Here is a 19,868-nt window from a genome sequence, read left to right on the forward strand (position 1 = left end):
TGAGCGCAACACAGGGAGTTTGCTATGTCCCAAAAGCATCCAATTATCGCCATCACAGGTTCCAGCGGTGCCGGAACAACCTCAACTAGCCAAGCATTTCGTAAAGTTTTCCATCAATTAAACATTCAACCCGCAACATTAGAAGGTGATAGTTTTCATCGCTATACTCGCCCTGAAATGGATATGGCCATTCGTAAAGCAAGAGAACAAGGCAGGCATATCAGCTATTTTGGCCCCGAAGCGAATGACTTTGCGTTGTTAGAACAAACATTAATCGACTATGCCAAAACAGGTTGTGGGCAATCTCGTAAATATTTACACACCTACGACGAAGCCGTTCCCTACGGGTTACAACCTGGGACTTTTACACCTTGGGAGCCATTGCCTAAAGATACCGATGTCTTATTCTATGAAGGTCTACATGGCGGGATTGTGACACCAGAGCATAATGTTGCACAACATGTTGACTTACTTGTCGGGGTTGTTCCTATCGTTAACCTTGAATGGATTCAGAAAATGATCCGTGATACGACAGAACGCGGGCATTCCCGAGAAGCGGTAATGGACTCTGTTGTGCGCTCCATGGGGGATTATATTAATTACATTACCCCGCAGTTCTCTCGTACGCATATTAATTTCCAGCGCGTTCCAACCGTAGACACGTCCAACCCATTTTCTGCTAAAGCGATCCCGTCACAAGATGAAAGTTTTATTGTGATCCGGTTTCGCGGCCTTGAGCAAATCGATTTTCCCTATTTACTTTCAATGATTTCCGACTCGTTTATTTCGGCAATGAATACAATTGTCATACCCGGTGGCAAATTAGGCTTGGCAATGGAGCTTATCATGACGCCATTGGTTGAAAAACTGATTAAGCAAAAAAATAATTAAGTTGTTTTTTCACTAATTAATAAGATGCTTATCATTAATTAAGGTAAGCATCTTATTATTAAAAAAATATTATAATAATTAAATTAATTTTTTATTTCGAAGCTATGCGTTACTTCGACTGTTTTTTCTAACATCAATGCTACTGAACAATATTTTTCAGCAGATAGCTGAACTGCACGTTCCACTGCTTTTTCCGTCAGCTCATTTCCTGTTACAATGAAATGTAGATGAATTTTGACAAAGTAACGTGGGGCTTCTTCACGACGCTGCGATGTTAATTTCACTTCACAATCCGAAATATCATTACGGCCTTTTTGCAAAATAGAGACCACATCTATCGCACTACAACCACCTGCTGCCATTAATACCATTTCCATTGGGCTTGGCGCTTTATCTCCTGCATTACCATCCATCATCACCTGATGCCCTGATGCAGACTCACCTAAAAAAGAAAGTCCTTCGACCCATTTAACTCTCGCTTCCATTTTTATTCCCCTTGAAATGAAATCAGTTTAAAGGCTACATTGTTCCATAGATATAATGAATGTTATATCAGCTTTATTCTGCTGAAGCGATACAGGGGAGACTTTCTGTATCGGATATGCTACAAACAATACTTAGTTGATAGGATTAAGATCAAAACTCAACCGTTTTATTGATTATATTATAGTGTTGATATCAATTTGCTTTCCCCTAACCAACCAGAGTGCTGACGTTATTTAGCTCTCCATATTATTTAGGGTATATAAGGCAAATTAATATGCTAAGCTAGTGACTTTAAAGCCAGCCTTTCTGGTACGCTTTTCCGAATGGCTGCAATAACATACAGAGGATAACGCTAATGGTTCTCGGCAAGCCACAAACAGACCCTACTCTTGAATGGTTTTTGTCACACTGCCATATTCATAAGTATCCATCCAAGAGCACTCTGATCCATCAGGGTGAGAAAGCAGAAACCCTTTACTATATTGTTAAAGGATCAGTGGCTGTTTTAATTAAAGATGAAGAAGGCAAAGAAATGATCCTCTCCTACCTAAATCAGGGGGATTTCATTGGTGAACTGGGTTTATTTGAAGAAGGGCAAGAACGTACTGCGTGGGTTAGAGCGAAAATCGCCTGCGAAGTTGCAGAAATTTCTTACAAAAAATTCCGTCAATTGATTCAGGTAAACCCTGACATTTTAATGCGTCTTTCTGCGCAAATGGCCAGCCGCCTACAGACAACATCAGAAAAAGTGGGTAACCTCGCTTTCTTAGATGTGACTGGTCGTATTGCTCAAACTCTATTGAATCTAGCGAAACAACCTGATGCTATGACGCATCCAGACGGGATGCAAATCAAGATCACCCGTCAGGAAATTGGCCAAATTGTTGGTTGTTCTCGTGAAACTGTCGGCCGTATTTTGAAAATGCTTGAAGATCAAAATTTGATCTCTGCGCATGGTAAAACCATTGTTGTCTACGGTACTCGCTAACTCTTAAGATAACCCTGTATCATTTACCACTGATGCAGGGTTATCTTTTGCCTCTAACAGCCATACCTATTTTTAAAATTACGATCAATTCTTTTATACTTGTCATACTCAAGTTGCAGGGTGTTAACTGCACTCAACTAGCCGAATCACATACTTGTGTCTGTTCACAAGAGTATCTTTATCGTTCGTATGCATACAACTCGAATTATTAGGTAAATACATACTAACCTCGTTTCTTTATATTTAAGTAATTTTTCCTCATATAAGATTAAAAATATCCCACTCATTAATGATTAAGGAATTTTTAATTTATGAATAGTATTCAAAAATCAAATATTAACCCAACATGTTCTATTGAGACTTGCGATAAAACCAACTCGATAGAAATAAGAATAAAGGCAAATGGCATTGTGCAAAACTTAATAAATATTAAAAATACGAATTCAATGGAAAATACGATGCCAAATATAAAGATAATTATTAATTATGATAAAAATAGCGCTGACACTGAAAAACCTATTATAAATTTATCGCCGAAAAATTCGTTGATTAACAACTCAAATTGCTGTTTGGGGAGAACAAATAAAGCATGCCAAACAACACTTCGTTTTCCAATGACAAAAAATATCGCCTCCAAATCAGAACAGCCTATCGCGGTAAAACAAGACTTAGATAACGTTGATGTAAGCCCTTCATCACCAATGCAAACCCGACAAGGTGCAAATCAGGTTAATAAGAGCATGCTAACCGAAGGTCGCTCTCCGACTAAAAATACACTCTCCCCGCTTTGGGATACCATCGTTGAAAAAAACCTACAGGAACTGGCAAAAAGTCCAGCCCCTCACTCTAATGAGCGAGCGCATTTTACTCCATTGATGAAAAACAATACCTCAAGTAATGTGAAAGAAAAAGTTATACGTTTTGAAAAACTTATATCTCTTCAGACTAATAAGGATACGCTAACCGAAAAACCCTTACAGACTAAAAATACACTCTCCTCGCTTTGGAATACCATCGTTGAAAAAAACCTACAGGAGCTGGCACAAAGTCCAATCCTCCACACTAAAAAGCCAGCTCATTTTGCCTCGTCGATGGGGAACCAAACCTCTAGCAATGTGAAAGAAAAAATTCAACAGTTTGAAAAACTAATATCACTACCAATCAAAACTCAAGATAGATTTCCATCTAAAATAGCTACTCATATAAAACAACGAACGACAACGCATGTACCAGCAACCACAATGAAAAGAATACAGGAACATTCAGCAAATGTTCAAACTGCTTCTGTATTGCCTTCATATGTCTTAAGTAAAACAGCAAGCAACAATAGAAATCTATTAGTAGAAGAAAAAAAGCAAAATAATTCACTCGCACTTGTTCAAAAAAATGCCAAAACAAGAAGCTCTAACAATTTCAATGCATTAAATAAAAGTTCATCCCCTTCTCTGGCATTCAGTAATGAACTTTTAGAGCTATTACAGGAGAATAATTTCAAAAGGCAGATGAAAAATTCGACTTTAAATAATAACAACAACAATCAATTAATAGAGAAAACACAAAGAGATAATAAAACTGCATTACTCTCTTCGGTATTTAATAATATTAATAATTATCTAACAGATAACCATGATAAAAATCAATTACATCGCTATATAATAAGCTTAGATAATTTTCAAGTTATCTTAACCATATCGCCAAAAAATTTCCCCAAAGGCTCGATTGAAGGGCAAGATATAACAAAATTATTATCTAATTATATTAATGGGTTAGAGAAACACAATGTCCATCTGGACGTATCACAACAAAATTTTAAAAATAACTCATTCGACACGAATAGTACCAATAACCAAGATGATGAACATCATTCAGATAATGACATTTATTTTGATGAACACTATTCTGACATGGAAGATCTATATTCTAATTATGATGAAGATAACTTCAGCGATAATTACTCTCTATTTGATGAACCAATTAACGAGATTTTTTCAACAGATAGCAATGGCTTAATTTCAATGAAAAACAACGACGATAAAACATACTACCAACTAGATTTCAGTAATGATAATGAGCAAAAAAGTATAATCTCCTTACCGATAATGAAAGCGGGGATTCAATCAGAAAAAATGCAGCTAAATAAAAAATTAATAAATATATAACAATAAGAAGAACCCAAAGAGATAATTCTCTTTGGGTATTTAATCTTATTACGCTAATAGCGTTTTAATGGCATTTTCGAACTTCACCATTCCGCTATTAATTTCTTCCTCGGAAATTATCAGTGATGGCGTGAAACGCAATACATTAGTTCCGGCATTAAGCATCATCAAGCCTTCCGCCGCACTCGCTTGTAATATATCCTTTGAGCGATTTTGTAACTTACTATCAAGTTCTGCACCAATTAGTAGCCCCATTCCCCTAATCTCAGAAAAAATACCGTATTTTTCATTGAGCTTATTCAAATGAGCGATAAATAACTCACGACGCTTTTCAACACCAATTAGCACTTCCTCAGTATTAATAATATCGAATGCCGCATTGCCTACCGCACAAGCTAATGGATTACCGCCATAGGTGGTTCCATGTGAACCGACTTCCATCGTTTTAGCTATTTCATCTGTCGTGATCATGGCACTGATAGGGAAACCGCCACCCAGCGCTTTTGCAGTCGTTAAAATATCAGGCGTCACATTGTAATGCATATAAGAAAACAGCTTACCCGTACGCCCCATACCACTTTGCACTTCATCAAAAATCAGCAATGCGTTATTTTCATCACACAGTTTCCGCACTCCTTGCAAGAATTCTAATGTCGCAGGGGTAACACCGCCTTCCCCTTGAACAGGTTCTAATACCACGGCACAAGTATTTTCATCAATTACGGCTTTAACTGCATCAAGATCATTAAAGGGTACGTGAATAATATCGGCAGGTTTTGGCCCAAAACCATCTGCGTACTTCGCTTGCCCACCAACCGAAACGGTAAATAAGGTTCTACCATGAAAGGCTTGCTTAAATGCGATGATCTTTGTTTTATATGGGCTATATTTGGTAATGGCATAACGACGCGCAAGCTTGAATGCCGCTTCATTCGCTTCAGAACCTGAGTTAACAAAAAATGCACGGTCAGCAAACGTAGCTTTCGTTAATTTTTGAGCCAGTTTTAACGCCTGTTCATTGGTAAAAATATTACTCACATGCCAAAGTTTTTCGCTTTGTTCACGAACAGCAGCCACAAGGCTTGGATGACAATGACCTAGTGCTAAAACTGCGATCCCACCTGCAAAATCAATGTATTCTTTACCTTGTTGATCCCAAACACGGCTACCTTCACCCTTAACAGGAATGAATTCAGCTGGCGAAAAAATAGGCAACATAACCTGATCAAAAGTGTGTCGATTGACTGCTTGTTGTTCTGACATACCCCTCACCTGCTCTTTTTTAATGCTATAGTGAAATTATAAGCATTAAATATGAATAAAAAATCACAAAAGAGCAATAGCTAGGGGAGGAATATGCATAATTAATTTTTTTATCGACTACATTACAGGGCTAATACTTGAGAAAGTTATTTAGTAGTTCATGACCTTGTTCACTCAAAATGCTTTCGGGATGGAACTGAACGCCTTCTATAGGTAAGGTTTTATGCCGTATTCCCATGATTTCATCAACATCACCATTATTCAGTGACCATGCTGATACGTCGAAAGAAACAGGGAGTGTTTCTGCCGCAATCACCAGAGAATGATAACGCGTCACCGTTAACGGACGATTCAAACCTTTGAATACCCCTTGATGATTGTGGTGAATTGCTGATGTTTTGCCGTGCATAACTTCTCGCGCTTTTACAACCGATGCGCCAAAAGCCTGACCAATCGCCTGATGCCCTAAGCAAATACCTAAAATGGGTAATTTACCCGCAAAGTATTTTATTGCTTCGAGAGAAATGCCTGCCTCATCTGGTGTGCATGGCCCAGGGGAAATCACAAGATGTGTAGGCGAAAGTTGTTCAATTTCTTCGATGGTAATTTCATCATTACGCTTTACAACAACCTCTGCCCCTAACTCGCTAAAGTATTGGTATAGGTTGTAGGTAAATGAATCGTAATTATCAATAAGTAGAAGCATATTAGCCTATCCGACCGATTTTTATCATTATATATTATTGCCTTATGCATACTTTACTGGTATTGGCAATCAGAACGATGATTAAAACACCACTAAAAACGATAAGGGCGGCTATAATAGCACAGCCAAGACAGGAAAATAGCCTAATTACGTCAATGTATGCTTTTTATCAGATAAATTTTCCATATAAAAATCATGGGATTATCTTTACATCCATATAACAATTATACATTTAAGTTAAGAATCACTTTAAATACAAGGAAGTATCTTGGTTCTCAAAAGAAGCAAATTGGTGTGCTCTTCACACTAATTTGATAAAAGATCAATCGTATGAAAGGAAAATAGCCTAAAACATGAGAGTAGGTAAGACAGGGCTCACCTACTCAGCCTTACCGACTATGGTTTTTTAATCACTTCAGCAGAAATAATTGTAATCGGCTCAACAGGAACATTTTGATATGGACCGACGTTCTCTGTTTTTACTTTAGAAATTTTATCTGCCACATCCATACCTTTAATCACTTTACCAAACACAGCATAACCAAAGTCACGTTGGCCGTGATCTAAGAAGGCGTTATCAGCAACATTAATAAAAAATTGGCTGGTGGCACTGTCTTTATTGGCAGTACGAGCCATTGAAATTGTGCCACGTAAATTCCGTAAACCGTTATCGGCTTCATTTTTAATTGGCGCGCGAGTTTGTTTTTGCTGCAAATCTTTATCGAAACCACCGCCTTGGATCATAAAGCCAGGGATCACACGGTGAAAGGTTGTTCCGTTATAATACCCTTCATTCACATATTGAACGAAGTTTTCTGTCGTAACGGGCGCTTTTTTACTGTTCAATTCTAATTCGATATTACCCGCAGAAGTGACTAATTTAACGTAAGTCTCATCAGCGGATAATGCAAGAGGGGAGGCGCTGATTGCGCAAGCGGCCAAAAGTGGCACAAAAATTCGTTTTAACATGTAAGATCCCTTTCATTGTGACTTATTACAACTGCAATCAAGCAATTTTAGAGCTAAGCGAGCAAGATTGCTAAAGATTTACCTATATTTACGCCCAAAACCTAAAACACACTAAATACGTTAAACTGTCAGCTAATTGAGTTAAAAAACACCTGAATTAGCGGCCATTTTTAGTTTATTTAGATTTTATTATTTCTATAGTGTCCAAAAGGCCGCACAAGGGATATTTCAAGTTGTCGAAAAGCCATAAGCAAAGCTATAATCCCCCAGCCTTTTGAGGCTAACTCAGGGAGAAAGACGAATGGCAATCAAAAATCATAACTATCAGATGGCAAAATTTGTCATCAGTGCACCCGATATCCGCCATCTACCAAAAGATACCGGGATCGAAGTAGCTTTTGCTGGCCGCTCAAATGCGGGTAAGTCAAGCGCTTTAAACGCATTAACACAGCAAAAAAGCTTAGCACGTACTAGTAAAACCCCCGGAAGAACTCAGCTAATCAACCTATTTGAAGTTGAGGAAGGTGTTCGCCTTGTTGATCTTCCTGGCTATGGTTATGCCGAAGTTCCTGAAGAAATGAAGCGCAAATGGCAACAAGCACTTGGCGAATATCTACAAAAAAGAGAGTGTATTAAAGGACTTGTCGTATTAATGGATATTCGACATCCATTGAAAGATCTCGACATGCAGATGATTGAATGGTCTGTTGCGATGAACGTACCTGTTCTCGTTTTATTGACGAAAGCAGATAAACTCGCTTCTGGTGCAAGAAAAAAACAATTGATAGAAGTACGTCAAGCGCTTGCACCATTGGAGGGGGACATTGAAGTTGAATATTTCTCCGCACTGAAAAAAATTGGCATTGATAAACTTCGTATTAAGCTAGATAGCTGGTATAGCACACCCGCTTGATCATCTTACTGTGTGAGCCTGAAATGGCTCACAGCTTCATCTCCGACTCTAATTTACTGAAATTTTGATAAAAAAATGCTCCAGTCAAAAATTTTGACTGGAGCAGCTAATATTCAGCTAAATCCGATTACGTGAAGTAAAAGGTCTGAAAGATAGAACATCTTACCTCTGTACCCTACGCCTAATACTGTACTTTATTTTTCATTCGAAAAAAAGGCTTTTTGTAGTTTTTTTTCAAAGCTTATTACGATTCAGCAAAGAATAAACAAAATTTAACATTATAAAACGTATTTTTATTACATTTTTATGAGATGTATATCACATAAAAATGTCAGTAATATTAGATTTTTACAACGAAAAATTAGTGAGTTATCGAAAAGTTATAATCATTTTGTAGTAAATAATTTCAACCGCATAAATACCGATTTATTAAGATGTATAAAAAAACGCCCAATGAAAACCCCATTAGGCGTTTGATTTTTTAGTTGGGTAAAAACTTAGATATTAATGGGCTTCATCCCAGTTATCACCGATACCCACATCCACTTTTAAGGGAACATCCAATTTCATACTTTGTTCCATCAGTGTTTGAACTTGCATTTGTACGCGCTCTAACTCCGATTCTTTCACTTCAAACACCAGCTCATCGTGGACTTGCATTAACATATCTGCATGCGGTTTTTCCGTTTGTAACCAGTTATCAACCGCAATCATCGCTTTTTTAATGATATCTGCCGCCGTACCCTGCATTGGGGCGTTAATAGCTTCACGTTCAGCCGCTTTACGACGCATGCCATTACTCGACTTAATATCAGCAAGATACAACCTGCGGCCTTCCAGCGTTTCAACGTAACCTTGTTCTGATGCCTGAACGCGCGTATTTTCCATATAACGCAGGACTCCGGGGTAACGCTCAAAGTATAAATCCATATAACGTTGAGCTTCGCCACGAGGAATACCGAGCTGACGAGCCAAACCAAATGCACTCATACCATAAATCAGGCCAAAGTTAATCGCTTTGGCACTGCGGCGCTGGTCGCTGGTGACTTGCTCAAGAGGCACACCAAAAACTTCTGCCGCCGTTGCTTTATGGATGTCTTTACCTTCCGCAAATGCGGTTAATAGGCCTTTGTCTTGTGAAAGGTGCGCCATAATACGTAATTCAATTTGTGAATAATCCGCCGCCATCACTTTATAGCCTTCACGTGCCACGAACGCTTGGCGAATTCGACGCCCTTCTTCGGTTCTCACGGGGATATTTTGCAGGTTTGGGTCCCGCGAAGATAAACGCCCTGTTGCTGTGACTGCTTGGTGGTAAGAGGTATGCACTCGTCCAGTACGTGGGTTGATCATCAGAGGCAGTTTGTCTGTATAGGTGGATTTTAATTTTGCTAAACTGCGATGCTCAAGCAATAGTTTTGGCAGGGCATGATTCAACGCCAGCTCTTCAAGTACTTCTTCATTAGTTGACGCCGCCCCACTTGGCGTTTTCTTAATAACAGGCAATTGTAGCTTTTCAAACAAAATAGTTTGCAATTGCTTTGGCGAAGCAAGGTTAAACTCTTCTCCAGCTAATTCAAATGCCTCTTTTTCAAGCTCCGCTAGGCGAGCTGTGATCACTTTTGATTGAGCCGCCAACACACTCGCATTAATTAATACCCCTTTGCGTTCCATTCTGACTAATACTGGAACTAATGGCATTTCAATATTTTGGAATATATGATTGAGCTTCGGCTCTGCTTCCAATTGTGGGTACAATGCTTGATGAAGTAATAACGTTACATCGGCATCTTCTGCCGCATAATTCGCTGCTTCTTCTAACGCAATTTGGTTGAACGTCAGTTGTTTTTTACCCTTACCTGCAATCTCTTCAAAACTGACTGTTTTATGGTTTAAATGGCGTTCAGCCAAGCTGTCCATATCATGACGCCCCATTCCTGCAACACTATTAAGGACATAGGACTCTAGCATGGTATCGTAGCCAATACCTTTTAGCTCAATATCATAGTTTTCAAGAACTTCTGCGTCATACTTTAAGTTTTGACCAATTTTGAGAATATTTTCGTTCTCAAGTATCGGTTTCATCAATGGTAATACTTCATCAAGAGATAGTTGTACTGGCGCGTCAAGGTAGTCATGACCCACGGGTAAATACGCCGCATGCCCTGCTTCAATAGCAAACGACATACCCACAAGACGAGCTTCCTGCGTATCTAAGCTGTCAGTTTCAGTATCAAAAGCAAATACAGATGCCGTACTTAACTTTTCGATCCAACGAGCAAGACTTTCAGCATCTAAGATAGTCTGGTAATTTTCCGCACTCAACGTTGGTACAGAGGGCGCTATCGCTTTAGCACGGACAGCGGTTTGGCTCGTTGGCACTTTTGTATTGGTGTTTTTGCCATCCATCCAAGTGCCACTTTCTATATCTGCTAACCAGCGTTTAAACTCATAACGGCTAAACAATTGATGCAGTTTATCCGCATCAGGTTGAGCAACTTGCAATTCCTCACAAGTTTTTTCTAACTCAACATCCGTTTTTATGGTCGCAAGTTGGTACGATAAAAAAGCCAGTTCACGGTTTTCAGCCATTTTTGGTGCTAATGTTTTTGAGCCTCGAAACCCTAAAGGCGCGATGGCTTCAAGGTCACTATAAATCGTTTCTAAACTACCAATCCCTTGCAATAACGCGAGAGCCGTTTTTTCTCCCACACCGGGAACACCGGGAATGTTGTCTGATGAGTCACCCATTAGTGCTAAGAAGTCAATGATCAGCTCAGGGGGCACGCCATATTTTTCTTTGACTTCATCAGGCCCCAAAATAGTATTATTCATGGTATTGATAAGAGTGATGTTTGGCTCAACCAACTGCGCCATATCTTTATCACCGGTACTGATCAATACTGGCATACCTTTGCGGCTAGCTTCACATGCTAATGTTCCGATGACATCATCAGCTTCAACCCCCGGCACCACCAATAATGGTAGTCCCATAGCTTCAACCATTTCATGTAACGGTGCTATCTGAGCACGAAGTTCATCAGGCATTGGTGGGCGGTGAGATTTATAACTTTCGAATAATTCATCACGAAATGTTTTTCCCTTCGCATCAAAGACAACCGCAACATGGCTAGGTTTATACTGCATAATCAAGCTACGTAGCATATTAAGCACACCATACATCGCACCAGTTGGCTCACCTGCACTATTCGTCAGCGGAGGGAATGCATGATAAGCACGGTATAGGTAAGAAGAACCATCAACCAAAATAAGGGGATTTTCTGCAATCTGAGCCATAATCTGTCATCATCTTTTAATTGGGAACGAATGCCAATAGGATGCCATAATGTGCCCTCAGATACATCTCAAGTTTTATATTCATCTTAATCCCTTTGCTAAAATCTATCCAAATAGCGATTTATTTCCAATAAATTACCACCTCATTGCTCATATAAACAAATGTTCACGACTAGTTTAATCACTCATAGCAATAATATCCTGTGGATAACCCTGTGCGTAAATTTATAATACTCAGTAAATTTAATAGGTCACATACGTAGACGTGGAAAAAACAAAAAATTAAAATCAATGAGTTAGGCTAAAAAAAGATTGGCTATACACAAGAAGGAGGGAGTTGTTAAATTGTGGATATTGATTTATTTAACCGTTTGAATATTGGTGGTGACTGTGTTTGCCACCACCAATAACATTTATTTCTTGTTAACTAAGAAGTTAACAACATTAGAGAACTCTTTTCCGTAATCCGCCGTGTTATCAACAGAAATACCATTGTTACGAACTTGATATTTTCCATCAACAAACAACGCAGGAACACCGCGTAATTTCAGATCTTGCGCTGCGTTTTGTTGCTTCGCCACGACAGATTTCACGACAAAGCTATTTAACGCTGCATCATATTCATCACCAGAGATACCCGCTTTAATAAATGCATTACGAATGTCTGCTTTAGTGTTGATTGTTTGCGTTTTTTGAATGCCTTCAAACAAGATTGGAGTCACTTTATCTTCTGCATTCAATACGATAGCCACAGCCCACGCTTGAGTTAAATCAGCACCTAAAGGTCCTAAAAAATCAACGTGATAACGTTCCATTTTCACGCCTTCTGGTAGGTTTTTCTCTACTGTCTGAGGCACTTTATACACATTTTCAAATTGATAACAGTGTGGGCAATAAAAAGAGAAAAATTCCAAAACTTGTGGCAGGTTTGGTACAGGTTTAACATCAGTGTACTCTTTACCTTCTGTATAATTTGCCGCTGTAGCAGCAAAAGACATGGTAATACCAAGCAAAGCCAACATAATTTTTTTCATATACTACACTCTCCAAAAAAACAAAGTCTTAAAAGTTAAAACTGAGGGGTTAACTGCAAAGGGGTATCCTGCAACCGTTCAATTTGTTGAGTAAATTCGAGCGATTGTTTTTGCCAAAAATCATCATCTTGCAACCATGAAAATGCCCGAGGAAACGCAGGGTCTTGCCAACGTCAAATAATCCACCCAAGATAATGCACCATGCGCATCGCCCTAAGAGGTTCAATCAGCTTCAGTTGCTTTACATCAAAATCACAAAACTCGTTATACGTTTCTAATAATGTGTCCAATTGCATCACTTGCTCTTGGCGTGGTCCATTAAGTAACATCCATAAATCTTGAATAGCCGGCCCATTTCGCGCATCGTCAAAATCCACCAGCCAAGCTTCATCTCGCCACAGTATGTTACCGGGGTGGCAGTCACCCTGTAAGCGGATTGAAGAAAACGAGGTTGACCATTGCAATTTAACTTGCGCAATCAGAGCGTCCAAAGACGCAATAAATTGTGGCTTATAGCGTTCAGTAATCAACGTACTCGACGCGATAATTTGACGAGGTTTATCAAGGTACTCATCAATACCAATAGTCGGACGAAATGCAAAATCCCTACGTTGACCAATTTGGTGTATTCGACCTAATAAATGGCCTACACTTTCTAACTGGAATAAATTGTCAGTTTCATATTGCCGACCACCGATACTCGGAAAAATAGCAAAGATAAAACCACCAAACTCCAATACAGTTTGTCCTGCAAATTCAAGTGGTGCCGCAACCGATAGACCTTCATCTAATAACTCAAGCGTAAAATCATGCTCTTCTTGAATTTGAGAACGGTTCCAACGTTCAGGGCGATAAAATTTAACGACAAAGCGTTGTCTATTTTCATCTTGAAATTGATAAACTCGATTTTCATAACTGTTTAATTCAGTTAAGCCTGACTCAGGGTAAATCCCAACTTCCATCAAGGCATCTAAAATTAAATCAGGGGAAATCCCACTAAAATGGAAATCCGAATGTTCTATTTCGTCCATCGCGCTCTAGTCTTTAATGATGCCGCGGGCACGTAAAATGGCGGTTTTAAAGTCATCTTCATAGTCTTTTTTCAACCCAGGGATCACATCATTACTGTTTGTACCCCGCATTTTTAAGTGATAAATCAGCACATCATCGGTCAACTCAGACAAACTGCCTTTAAAACCTGCTTCATCTGCCAGTTTTTGTAATAATTCCACAAGGTTTAGATCTGAGTTATCTTTCCAAACAGGATGTAGAAGCTCGATAACTTCATTTAAGCGATGGCATTTCATGTTTATTCCTTTATCACGAATATTCGATACAAGTTACCAATAATCATACAAGAGAAAAAGCGAACTGTTGTCAATCTACGTAAAGTTTAACTGTAAGTTAGGCGAATATTCATTGATTTTATAGCAAAATAGAATAAATTTTAGCAATTACTATACTCGAAAGTGTTTTCTAGGAATGTTGAAACATTTTCTTGAAGATATTCAAGGATATTGAACATGTCATTTCGTCAGTCAATAACAGGTGTCATACTTGCAGGCGGCCGAGGAAGCAGGATGGGCGGGCAAGATAAAGGTTTAGTTCCTTTACTCAAAAAACCACTCTACCAATATATTTTAGCGCGCTTGAGCCCTCAAGTAGGCCAAGTCATCATTAATGCAAACCGTAATCAAGCACGTTACAGTGAGAGTCACCTGACGGTTATTTCTGATTTAAATAACGATTTTTCTGGCCCACTGGCTGGAATGCAAGCAGCGTTGCATCACGCCAAAACTGAGTGGTTGCTATTTGTACCTTGCGATGTCCCTAATTTTCCACTTAATTTAGCGGAAAAAATGTTTAGAGAAAAAGGCGACCACCTTGCCTGTTATGCGCAAGATAGCGAACGAGAGCACCCGACATTCGCTTTATTGCACTACTCTCTCAAAAATCAACTTGATGATTACCTTGCAAGAGGCGATCGCAAACTGATGCTCTTTATGCGTAAAATTGCTGCAAAAGGCGTCATTTTTTCATCAGAAACTGATTCTTTCGTAAATTTAAATACTCTGGAAGATAGCCATAACTGGGAGCAGCAACAAAAATAACCATGAACCACAATACTTTACCCCTACTTGGGATTACCGCTTATAGCGGTACTGGCAAAACCACATTATTAAAAAAAGTCATCCCATTACTTCGTAAACGCAATGTTCGCGTTGGTTTAATTAAACACACTCACCATGATATGGACGTGGATAAACCAGGTAAGGATAGTTTTGAACTACGTAAAGCAGGCGCAGATCAAACCTTAGTTGCTAGCGAAAAGCGTTGGGCATTGATGACTGAAACACCACAAACTAATGAAATGGATCTTCGCTACCTAGCTAGCCGTTTCGATCCTGCTTCGTTAGATCTTATTTTAGTTGAAGGCTTTAAACATGAAACAATCGATAAAATCGCACTATTTCGTTCAGAAGTAGGAAAACCTCTTGAAGGCTTAATTGATAGCTATGTGGTTGCTGTTGCGAGTAATGAAATTATCGACACCAATCTCCCCCAATTAGATATCAATAATCCAGAACAAATCGCTGATTACATTGTCTCTTGGTGGCATAAAATTTAGATTAATTACACAATGCAACACGAGGTATCTCACACTTTCAAGCATTAATGTTTGAATCACACTGATTATTTGATTAAAGTGCGAAAGAACAAAATTGCTGGATTGTTACTGTCACTATTGGCAGGCAAAACCTGATACGCCGATGAAACTAACTATCATTGGACTATCGGGTTTTTTCGTTTTAGGGGATTTAACGTGAAGATCGCAAAAATATTAAACAACAATGTGGTCATTGCCCTGAATGAAAAACATCAGGAACTCGTCGTTATGGGACGAGGTTTAGCCTTCCAAAAAAAAGCACATGATGTCGTCGACATAGAGAAAATTGAAAAAGTCTTTGAGTTACGTTGCCATGAGTTAACTGCTCGGCTTAGTGAATTACTTAGCCATATTCCTATTTCTGTTATGAAGACTTGTGATGAAATTATTCAGCATGCTCAAGGCCAACTAGGCCAGCTAAATGAAAGTTTGTACGTTGTATTAACCGACCATTGCAATTACGCCCTCGAAAGACAAACAAAGGGGCTTGCTATCACAAATACCATGTTATGGGAAATACAACGTTTATACCCAAAAGAGTACCAATTAGGGTTAGATTCATTAGCACGAATTAGGCAAAGCCACGGTATCGAGTTACCTATTGATGAAGCAGGGTTTATCGCTTTGCACTTAGTCAATGCACAACTGACAGGTGAAATGCCTGTTGTTATGCAAACGATGGAACTGATGCAAGAAATCATGAATATCGTGAAATATAATCTAAGTGTTGAATATCAAGAAGAAACACTAAGTTATCAACGATTTGTCACGCATTTGAAGTTTTTTGCTCATCGAATGATGAGTAATGACCCCGTGCCAAATGACGATGTTTCCATGCATCTTGTGATTAAAGAAAATTATGCCATTGCTTGGCAATGTGCCGAAAAAATAAGCCAGTTTTTACAAAAAAAATACCAGCGCATCTTAACGGATGAGGAACGTATGTTTCTTACTATCCATATTGAGCGTGTGAGAAAAGAGAACTCGTTACAACAAAATTGAATTCGCTATTTGATTGACAACGAATAAAAACCGGATGGATTGTTACCACCAGCTATGGTGGGCAAAACCTGATTATCACTCTCCTCATTGGGGGAGTGGGTATCAGGTTTTTTTTTGCACATTCATTAATAGCGCTAGTGTTCATCATAAAGTGATAAAGGAATATTTATGAAGTACCAACCTTTAGCAGAACAAATCATTCACGATGTCGGCGGCCAAGACAATATCGTCAATGTGATCCATTGTGCAACGCGCTTGCGTTTTAAACTTAAAGAAATAAAAAAAGCCAATCCTGAGCATTTAAAACAAAACTCAGACGTGATTACTGTTGTTGAAAGCGGGGGCCAATTTCAGGTAGTTATTGGTAACCATGTGCATGAGGTTTATACCGCCATAAACCAACTCATTGGCAAAGAAGATATAACGGCAGAGTTTTCCCCCGAAGAAAACAGTGAAAAATCTGACGAGAAAAAAGACAAAGAAAATATCCTTAGCCATTTTATTGATATTGTCTCCAGTATATTCACGCCAATACTAGGAGTAATGGCGGCCTCAGGGATTTTGAAAGGCTTCCTTTCTTTATTTGTCACGCTTAATTGGTTATCAGAACAAAGTGCTACTTATAAATTATGGTTTGCGGCCAGTGATTCATTATTCTATTTCTTCCCTTTAGTACTAGGTTATACCGCAGGTAAAAAATTTGGAGGAAGCCCATTCTTAACTATGGCTATTGGGGGGGCACTGGTACATCCTTCAATGTTAGCAGCATTTCAACAAAGCCTAACGGGTGCAGCTCCTGAATATTTTCTAGGTATTCCTGTCACATTCATTAATTACAGCACATCCGTTATTCCTATTATCTTTGCAGCTTGGCTTAGCTGTTTATTAGAAAAAAAACTGAATGCAATATTACCTGCGGCAATGAAAAATTTCATTTCGCCATTCTTATGTTTACTGATTATCGTTCCTCTAACGTTCTTAGTTATTGGCCCATCTGCAACGTGGTTAAGCCTATTAATCGCAGATACTTTTCAAGCTATTTATAACTTTACCCCCGTTGTTGCAGGCGCATTCATGGGAGTGATTTGGCAGGTTTGTGTTATTTTTGGCCTACATTGGGGTATTATTCCTATTAGTATCAATAACCTCAGTGTATATGGGCAAGACGCACTCGTTCCATTGCTACTCCCAGCGGTTGCTGGGCAAGTTGGAGCAGCTCTTGGCGTGATGTTAGCCACGCGTAATGCAAAAATGCGTATTATGGCAGGTTCTTCGGTCACCGCGGGTATCTTTGGTATTACAGAGCCCGCCGTTTATGGTGTTACTTTACCACTTCGCCGCCCATTTATTTTTGGCTGTATCGGTGGTGGGGTTGGTGGGGCAATTATCGGTTATTGCCAAACGCTAACCTACTCTTTTGGTTTGGTAAACATTTTCACATTCACACAAATTATCCCTGCAAGTGGCTTTGACAATACCGTCTGGGGTGCAATTTTCGGTTCATTGCTCTCTTTTGTTTTTGCTTGTCTAGCAACGCGCTTCTTTGGACTTAAACATGAAGATAAGCTCATTAAACCTACTCATGTTGCGACTCAACCTATAACTGAAAATGATATTTTGTCCCCTATGTCCGGACATGCAGTACCTTTAACAAGCGTCCCTGATGAAACATTCGCCAGTGGGTTACTCGGTCAAGGTGCAGCCATTGTTCCAACCGTTGGCTCAGTCTATGCCCCATTCGACGGCGAGGTAGGCTCATTCTTCAAAACAGGTCATGCATTAGGCTTATTAAGCAAAAATGGAATTGAGTTATTGATCCATGTTGGCATCGATACCGTAAAACTCGATGGCCTTTACTTTGCCCCTCAAGTTAAACAGGGGGATACGTTCAAAGCAGGTGACCTGCTTCTCACCTTTGATTTAGAAAAAATCATTGAAGCTGGTTATGACTTAACAACGCCAATCATTATTAGCAATAGTGATGATTACGCCGCCGTTGAAACACCCATGCTCAACCAGTCAATTAATTCTGGTCTTAAATTCATGACAGTTAATCCGAAATAAGGAATGAAAATGATGACGAAATTTCCTAATACATTTTTATGGGGTGGTGCCATTGCGGCAAACCAAGCCGAAGGGGCTTATTTAACAGCAGGAAAAGGATTGAGCACCTCTGATATTCAGCCCAATGGTATTTTTGGAGAGGTTGTTGAACGAAGTAATAACGACCAATATATTAAAGATGTCGCTATCGATTTTTATCATCGCTATCCAGAAGATATCGCTCTTTTTGCTGAAATGGGCTTCACTTGTTTACGTACCTCGATAGCGTGGAGCCGTATTTTTCCTCGTGGTGATGAACAACAAGCCAATGAAGAAGGACTCGCTTTTTACGATAAATTATTCGACGAGATGGCAAAACACCATATTCAACCTGTAGTCACTCTATCTCACTATGAAATGCCTTACCATTTGGTCACCGAATATGGTGGCTGGGGAAACCGTAAAACTATTGAATTTTTCGAGCGTTATGCACGTACTGTCTTTGACCGTTATAAAGATAAAGTCAAACTGTGGCTAACTTTTAATGAAATCAACATGTCATTACATGCACCAATGACAGGAGTTGGGCTCGAAAAAAGCTGTTCACTCACCGAAGTTTATCAAGCTATCCATCATCAACTTGTCGCGAGTGCAAGAGTAACCAAGGCATGCCATGATATTATTCCTGATGCAAAAATAGGAAATATGTTGCTCGGTGGATTAGTTTACCCATTAACATGTAAACCCAATGATATTTGGGAAGCAATGACTGAAAACCGTACATGGTTATTCTTTGGCGACGTACAATGTCGTGGGGCTTATCCTGGTTATATGCTGCGTTATTTTAAAGATAATCAAATTAATCTAAATATTACCGAGCAAGATAAACAAGATCTTAAGCAAACTATCGATTTTATCTCCTTCAGTTATTATATGACGGGCTGCATTACCGCAGATAAAGAAGAATATAATAAGAAACGAGGAAATATTCTTAGTATGATCCCTAACCCTCATTTAGAAAGTTCACAATGGGGATGGCAAATTGATCCTGTAGGGTTAAGAACAATATTAAATTTATTATGGGATAGATACCAGAAACCCTTATTTATTGTTGAAAATGGATTAGGTGCCATTGATGAAATTACCCCAGAGGGAGAAATTATTGATGACTACCGCATTCAATATATTAACGATCATTTAGTTCAGGTACACGAAGCCATTCAAGATGGTGTAGATGTTATGGGTTATACCAGTTGGGGGCCTATAGATCTCGTTAGTGCTTCAAATGCACAAATGTCTAAACGTTATGGTTTTATCTATGTCGATAGAGATAACCAAGGCAACGGTACGCTAGAGCGTAAACGTAAAAAAAGCTTTTATTGGTATCAAAAAATCATCAAGTCAAAAGGTGAGTTATTAACTCGCTAATTAAATTAATTAAATACTTAG

The 19,868-nt window shown here is 39.0% G+C and carries 17 protein-coding genes and 1 pseudogene; 9 read left to right on the forward strand and 9 right to left on the reverse strand.

Annotation, left to right across the window (positions count from 1 at the left end):
• Positions 1–24 precede the first annotated feature (24 nt).
• Complete coding sequence (locus ACLPIE_RS14245; RefSeq protein WP_430262455.1) at positions 25–891, forward strand: phosphoribulokinase; 867 nt, start codon at positions 25–27, stop codon at positions 889–891.
• A gap of 83 nt (positions 892–974) precedes the next feature.
• Here the strand turns inward: ACLPIE_RS14245 and ACLPIE_RS14250 are convergent, their stop codons facing one another.
• Positions 975–1,376 carry an OsmC family protein gene (locus ACLPIE_RS14250; RefSeq protein WP_430262456.1) on the reverse strand — a complete coding sequence of 134 codons (402 nt, stop codon included), beginning with the start codon at positions 1,374–1,376 and terminating at the stop codon, positions 975–977.
• A gap of 356 nt (positions 1,377–1,732) precedes the next feature.
• Here ACLPIE_RS14250 and crp point away from each other — a divergent pair, with 356 nt between their 5' ends.
• Together crp and ACLPIE_RS14260 are read left to right on the forward strand one after the other, a co-directional pair.
• Positions 1,733–2,365, forward strand: a complete 633-nt coding sequence (gene crp / locus ACLPIE_RS14255) for a cAMP-activated global transcriptional regulator CRP (protein WP_004262556.1) — start codon at positions 1,733–1,735, stop codon at positions 2,363–2,365.
• Positions 2,366–2,676: 311 nt separating this feature from the next.
• The gene (locus tag ACLPIE_RS14260) at positions 2,677–4,524 is read left to right on the forward strand and encodes a hypothetical protein (RefSeq protein WP_430262457.1); all 1,848 of its coding nucleotides are present in this window, start codon (positions 2,677–2,679) and stop codon (positions 4,522–4,524) included.
• 48 nt (positions 4,525–4,572) lie between these two features.
• On the opposite strand, the gene ACLPIE_RS14265 is transcribed toward ACLPIE_RS14260, so the two are convergent.
• The 3 genes from ACLPIE_RS14265 to ppiA form a co-directional block, all read right to left on the reverse strand.
• Positions 4,573–5,787, reverse strand: coding sequence for an aspartate aminotransferase family protein (locus ACLPIE_RS14265; protein WP_430262458.1), 1,215 nt, complete (start codon positions 5,785–5,787; stop codon positions 4,573–4,575).
• A 130-nt stretch (positions 5,788–5,917) separates the two neighbouring features.
• A complete protein-coding gene (locus tag ACLPIE_RS14270) occupies positions 5,918–6,493 on the reverse strand; it encodes an aminodeoxychorismate synthase component II (protein WP_430262459.1) in 576 nt (191 codons plus the stop codon).
• Positions 6,494–6,889: 396 nt separating this feature from the next.
• Positions 6,890–7,462 (reverse strand): peptidylprolyl isomerase A, encoded by a 573-nt coding sequence (gene ppiA, locus ACLPIE_RS14275; protein WP_430262460.1) that lies wholly within the window; start codon positions 7,460–7,462, stop codon positions 6,890–6,892.
• Between the two features lie 301 nt (positions 7,463–7,763).
• Between ppiA and yihA the strand changes: the two genes are divergently transcribed.
• Positions 7,764–8,375: a ribosome biogenesis GTP-binding protein YihA/YsxC gene (gene yihA / locus ACLPIE_RS14280; RefSeq protein ID WP_430262461.1), complete on the forward strand. Its 612-nt coding sequence runs from the start codon at positions 7,764–7,766 to the stop codon at positions 8,373–8,375.
• 113 nt (positions 8,376–8,488) lie between these two features.
• Here yihA and ACLPIE_RS22565 read toward each other — a convergent pair whose 3' ends face one another.
• The 5 genes and pseudogenes from ACLPIE_RS22565 to ACLPIE_RS14300 all read right to left on the reverse strand — a co-directional run bounded on the left by ACLPIE_RS22565 (position 8,489) and on the right by ACLPIE_RS14300 (position 14,013).
• The gene (locus ACLPIE_RS22565; protein ID WP_438361642.1) at positions 8,489–8,536 is read right to left on the reverse strand and encodes a hypothetical protein; all 48 of its coding nucleotides are present in this window, start codon (positions 8,534–8,536) and stop codon (positions 8,489–8,491) included.
• 343 nt (positions 8,537–8,879) lie between these two features.
• Positions 8,880–11,672, reverse strand: coding sequence for a DNA polymerase I (gene polA / locus ACLPIE_RS14285; protein WP_430262462.1), 2,793 nt, complete (start codon positions 11,670–11,672; stop codon positions 8,880–8,882).
• A 413-nt stretch (positions 11,673–12,085) separates the two neighbouring features.
• Positions 12,086–12,706, reverse strand: coding sequence for a thiol:disulfide interchange protein DsbA (dsbA, locus tag ACLPIE_RS14290; RefSeq protein ID WP_430262463.1), 621 nt, complete (start codon positions 12,704–12,706; stop codon positions 12,086–12,088).
• 35 nt (positions 12,707–12,741) lie between these two features.
• Positions 12,742–13,737: pseudogene (locus ACLPIE_RS14295) on the reverse strand (serine/threonine protein kinase).
• 6 nt (positions 13,738–13,743) lie between these two features.
• Positions 13,744–14,013 (reverse strand): YihD family protein, encoded by a 270-nt coding sequence (locus ACLPIE_RS14300; protein WP_430262464.1) that lies wholly within the window; start codon positions 14,011–14,013, stop codon positions 13,744–13,746.
• A gap of 216 nt (positions 14,014–14,229) precedes the next feature.
• Here ACLPIE_RS14300 and mobA point away from each other — a divergent pair, with 216 nt between their 5' ends.
• From mobA to ACLPIE_RS14325, 5 genes are all read left to right on the forward strand, one after another.
• Complete coding sequence (mobA, locus tag ACLPIE_RS14305) at positions 14,230–14,817, forward strand: molybdenum cofactor guanylyltransferase MobA (protein ID WP_430262465.1); 588 nt, start codon at positions 14,230–14,232, stop codon at positions 14,815–14,817.
• A gap of 2 nt (positions 14,818–14,819) precedes the next feature.
• Entirely contained in the window at positions 14,820–15,335 is a 516-nt protein-coding gene (gene mobB, locus ACLPIE_RS14310; protein WP_430262466.1) for a molybdopterin-guanine dinucleotide biosynthesis protein MobB, read from the forward strand.
• 195 nt (positions 15,336–15,530) lie between these two features.
• Positions 15,531–16,376: a BglG family transcription antiterminator LicT gene (gene licT, locus ACLPIE_RS14315; RefSeq protein WP_430262467.1), complete on the forward strand. Its 846-nt coding sequence runs from the start codon at positions 15,531–15,533 to the stop codon at positions 16,374–16,376.
• Positions 16,377–16,544: 168 nt separating this feature from the next.
• Positions 16,545–18,440, forward strand: coding sequence for a PTS beta-glucoside transporter subunit IIABC (gene bglF / locus ACLPIE_RS14320; protein WP_430262468.1), 1,896 nt, complete (start codon positions 16,545–16,547; stop codon positions 18,438–18,440).
• A gap of 12 nt (positions 18,441–18,452) precedes the next feature.
• The gene (locus ACLPIE_RS14325; protein ID WP_430262508.1) at positions 18,453–19,847 is read left to right on the forward strand and encodes a glycoside hydrolase family 1 protein; all 1,395 of its coding nucleotides are present in this window, start codon (positions 18,453–18,455) and stop codon (positions 19,845–19,847) included.
• Positions 19,848–19,868 lie beyond the last annotated feature (21 nt).

The organism is Providencia sp. Me31A (genome assembly GCF_050487165.1).
Taxonomy (GTDB): domain Bacteria; phylum Pseudomonadota; class Gammaproteobacteria; order Enterobacterales; family Enterobacteriaceae; genus Providencia.

What these genes read in the sequence shown, in the direction of transcription:
- bglF (WP_430262468.1), top strand. Translation starts at nt 16,545, where the DNA reads ATGAAGTACCAACCTTTAGCAGAACAAATCATTCACGATGTCGGCGGC.
- ppiA (WP_430262460.1), bottom strand. Translation starts at nt 7,462, where the DNA reads ATGTTAAAACGAATTTTTGTGCCACTTTTGGCCGCTTGCGCAATCAGC.
- mobB (WP_430262466.1), top strand. Translation starts at nt 14,820, where the DNA reads ATGAACCACAATACTTTACCCCTACTTGGGATTACCGCTTATAGCGGT.
- dsbA (WP_430262463.1), bottom strand. Translation starts at nt 12,706, where the DNA reads ATGAAAAAAATTATGTTGGCTTTGCTTGGTATTACCATGTCTTTTGCT.
- crp (WP_004262556.1), top strand. Translation starts at nt 1,733, where the DNA reads ATGGTTCTCGGCAAGCCACAAACAGACCCTACTCTTGAATGGTTTTTG.
- polA (WP_430262462.1), bottom strand. Translation starts at nt 11,672, where the DNA reads ATGGCTCAGATTGCAGAAAATCCCCTTATTTTGGTTGATGGTTCTTCT.
- ACLPIE_RS14325 (WP_430262508.1), top strand. Translation starts at nt 18,453, where the DNA reads ATGACGAAATTTCCTAATACATTTTTATGGGGTGGTGCCATTGCGGCA.
- ACLPIE_RS14245 (WP_430262455.1), top strand. Translation starts at nt 25, where the DNA reads ATGTCCCAAAAGCATCCAATTATCGCCATCACAGGTTCCAGCGGTGCC.
- ACLPIE_RS14265 (WP_430262458.1), bottom strand. Translation starts at nt 5,787, where the DNA reads ATGTCAGAACAACAAGCAGTCAATCGACACACTTTTGATCAGGTTATG.
- ACLPIE_RS14270 (WP_430262459.1), bottom strand. Translation starts at nt 6,493, where the DNA reads ATGCTTCTACTTATTGATAATTACGATTCATTTACCTACAACCTATAC.
- ACLPIE_RS14300 (WP_430262464.1), bottom strand. Translation starts at nt 14,013, where the DNA reads ATGAAATGCCATCGCTTAAATGAAGTTATCGAGCTTCTACATCCTGTT.
- ACLPIE_RS14250 (WP_430262456.1), bottom strand. Translation starts at nt 1,376, where the DNA reads ATGGAAGCGAGAGTTAAATGGGTCGAAGGACTTTCTTTTTTAGGTGAG.
- mobA (WP_430262465.1), top strand. Translation starts at nt 14,230, where the DNA reads ATGTCATTTCGTCAGTCAATAACAGGTGTCATACTTGCAGGCGGCCGA.
- yihA (WP_430262461.1), top strand. Translation starts at nt 7,764, where the DNA reads ATGGCAATCAAAAATCATAACTATCAGATGGCAAAATTTGTCATCAGT.
- ACLPIE_RS14260 (WP_430262457.1), top strand. Translation starts at nt 2,677, where the DNA reads ATGAATAGTATTCAAAAATCAAATATTAACCCAACATGTTCTATTGAG.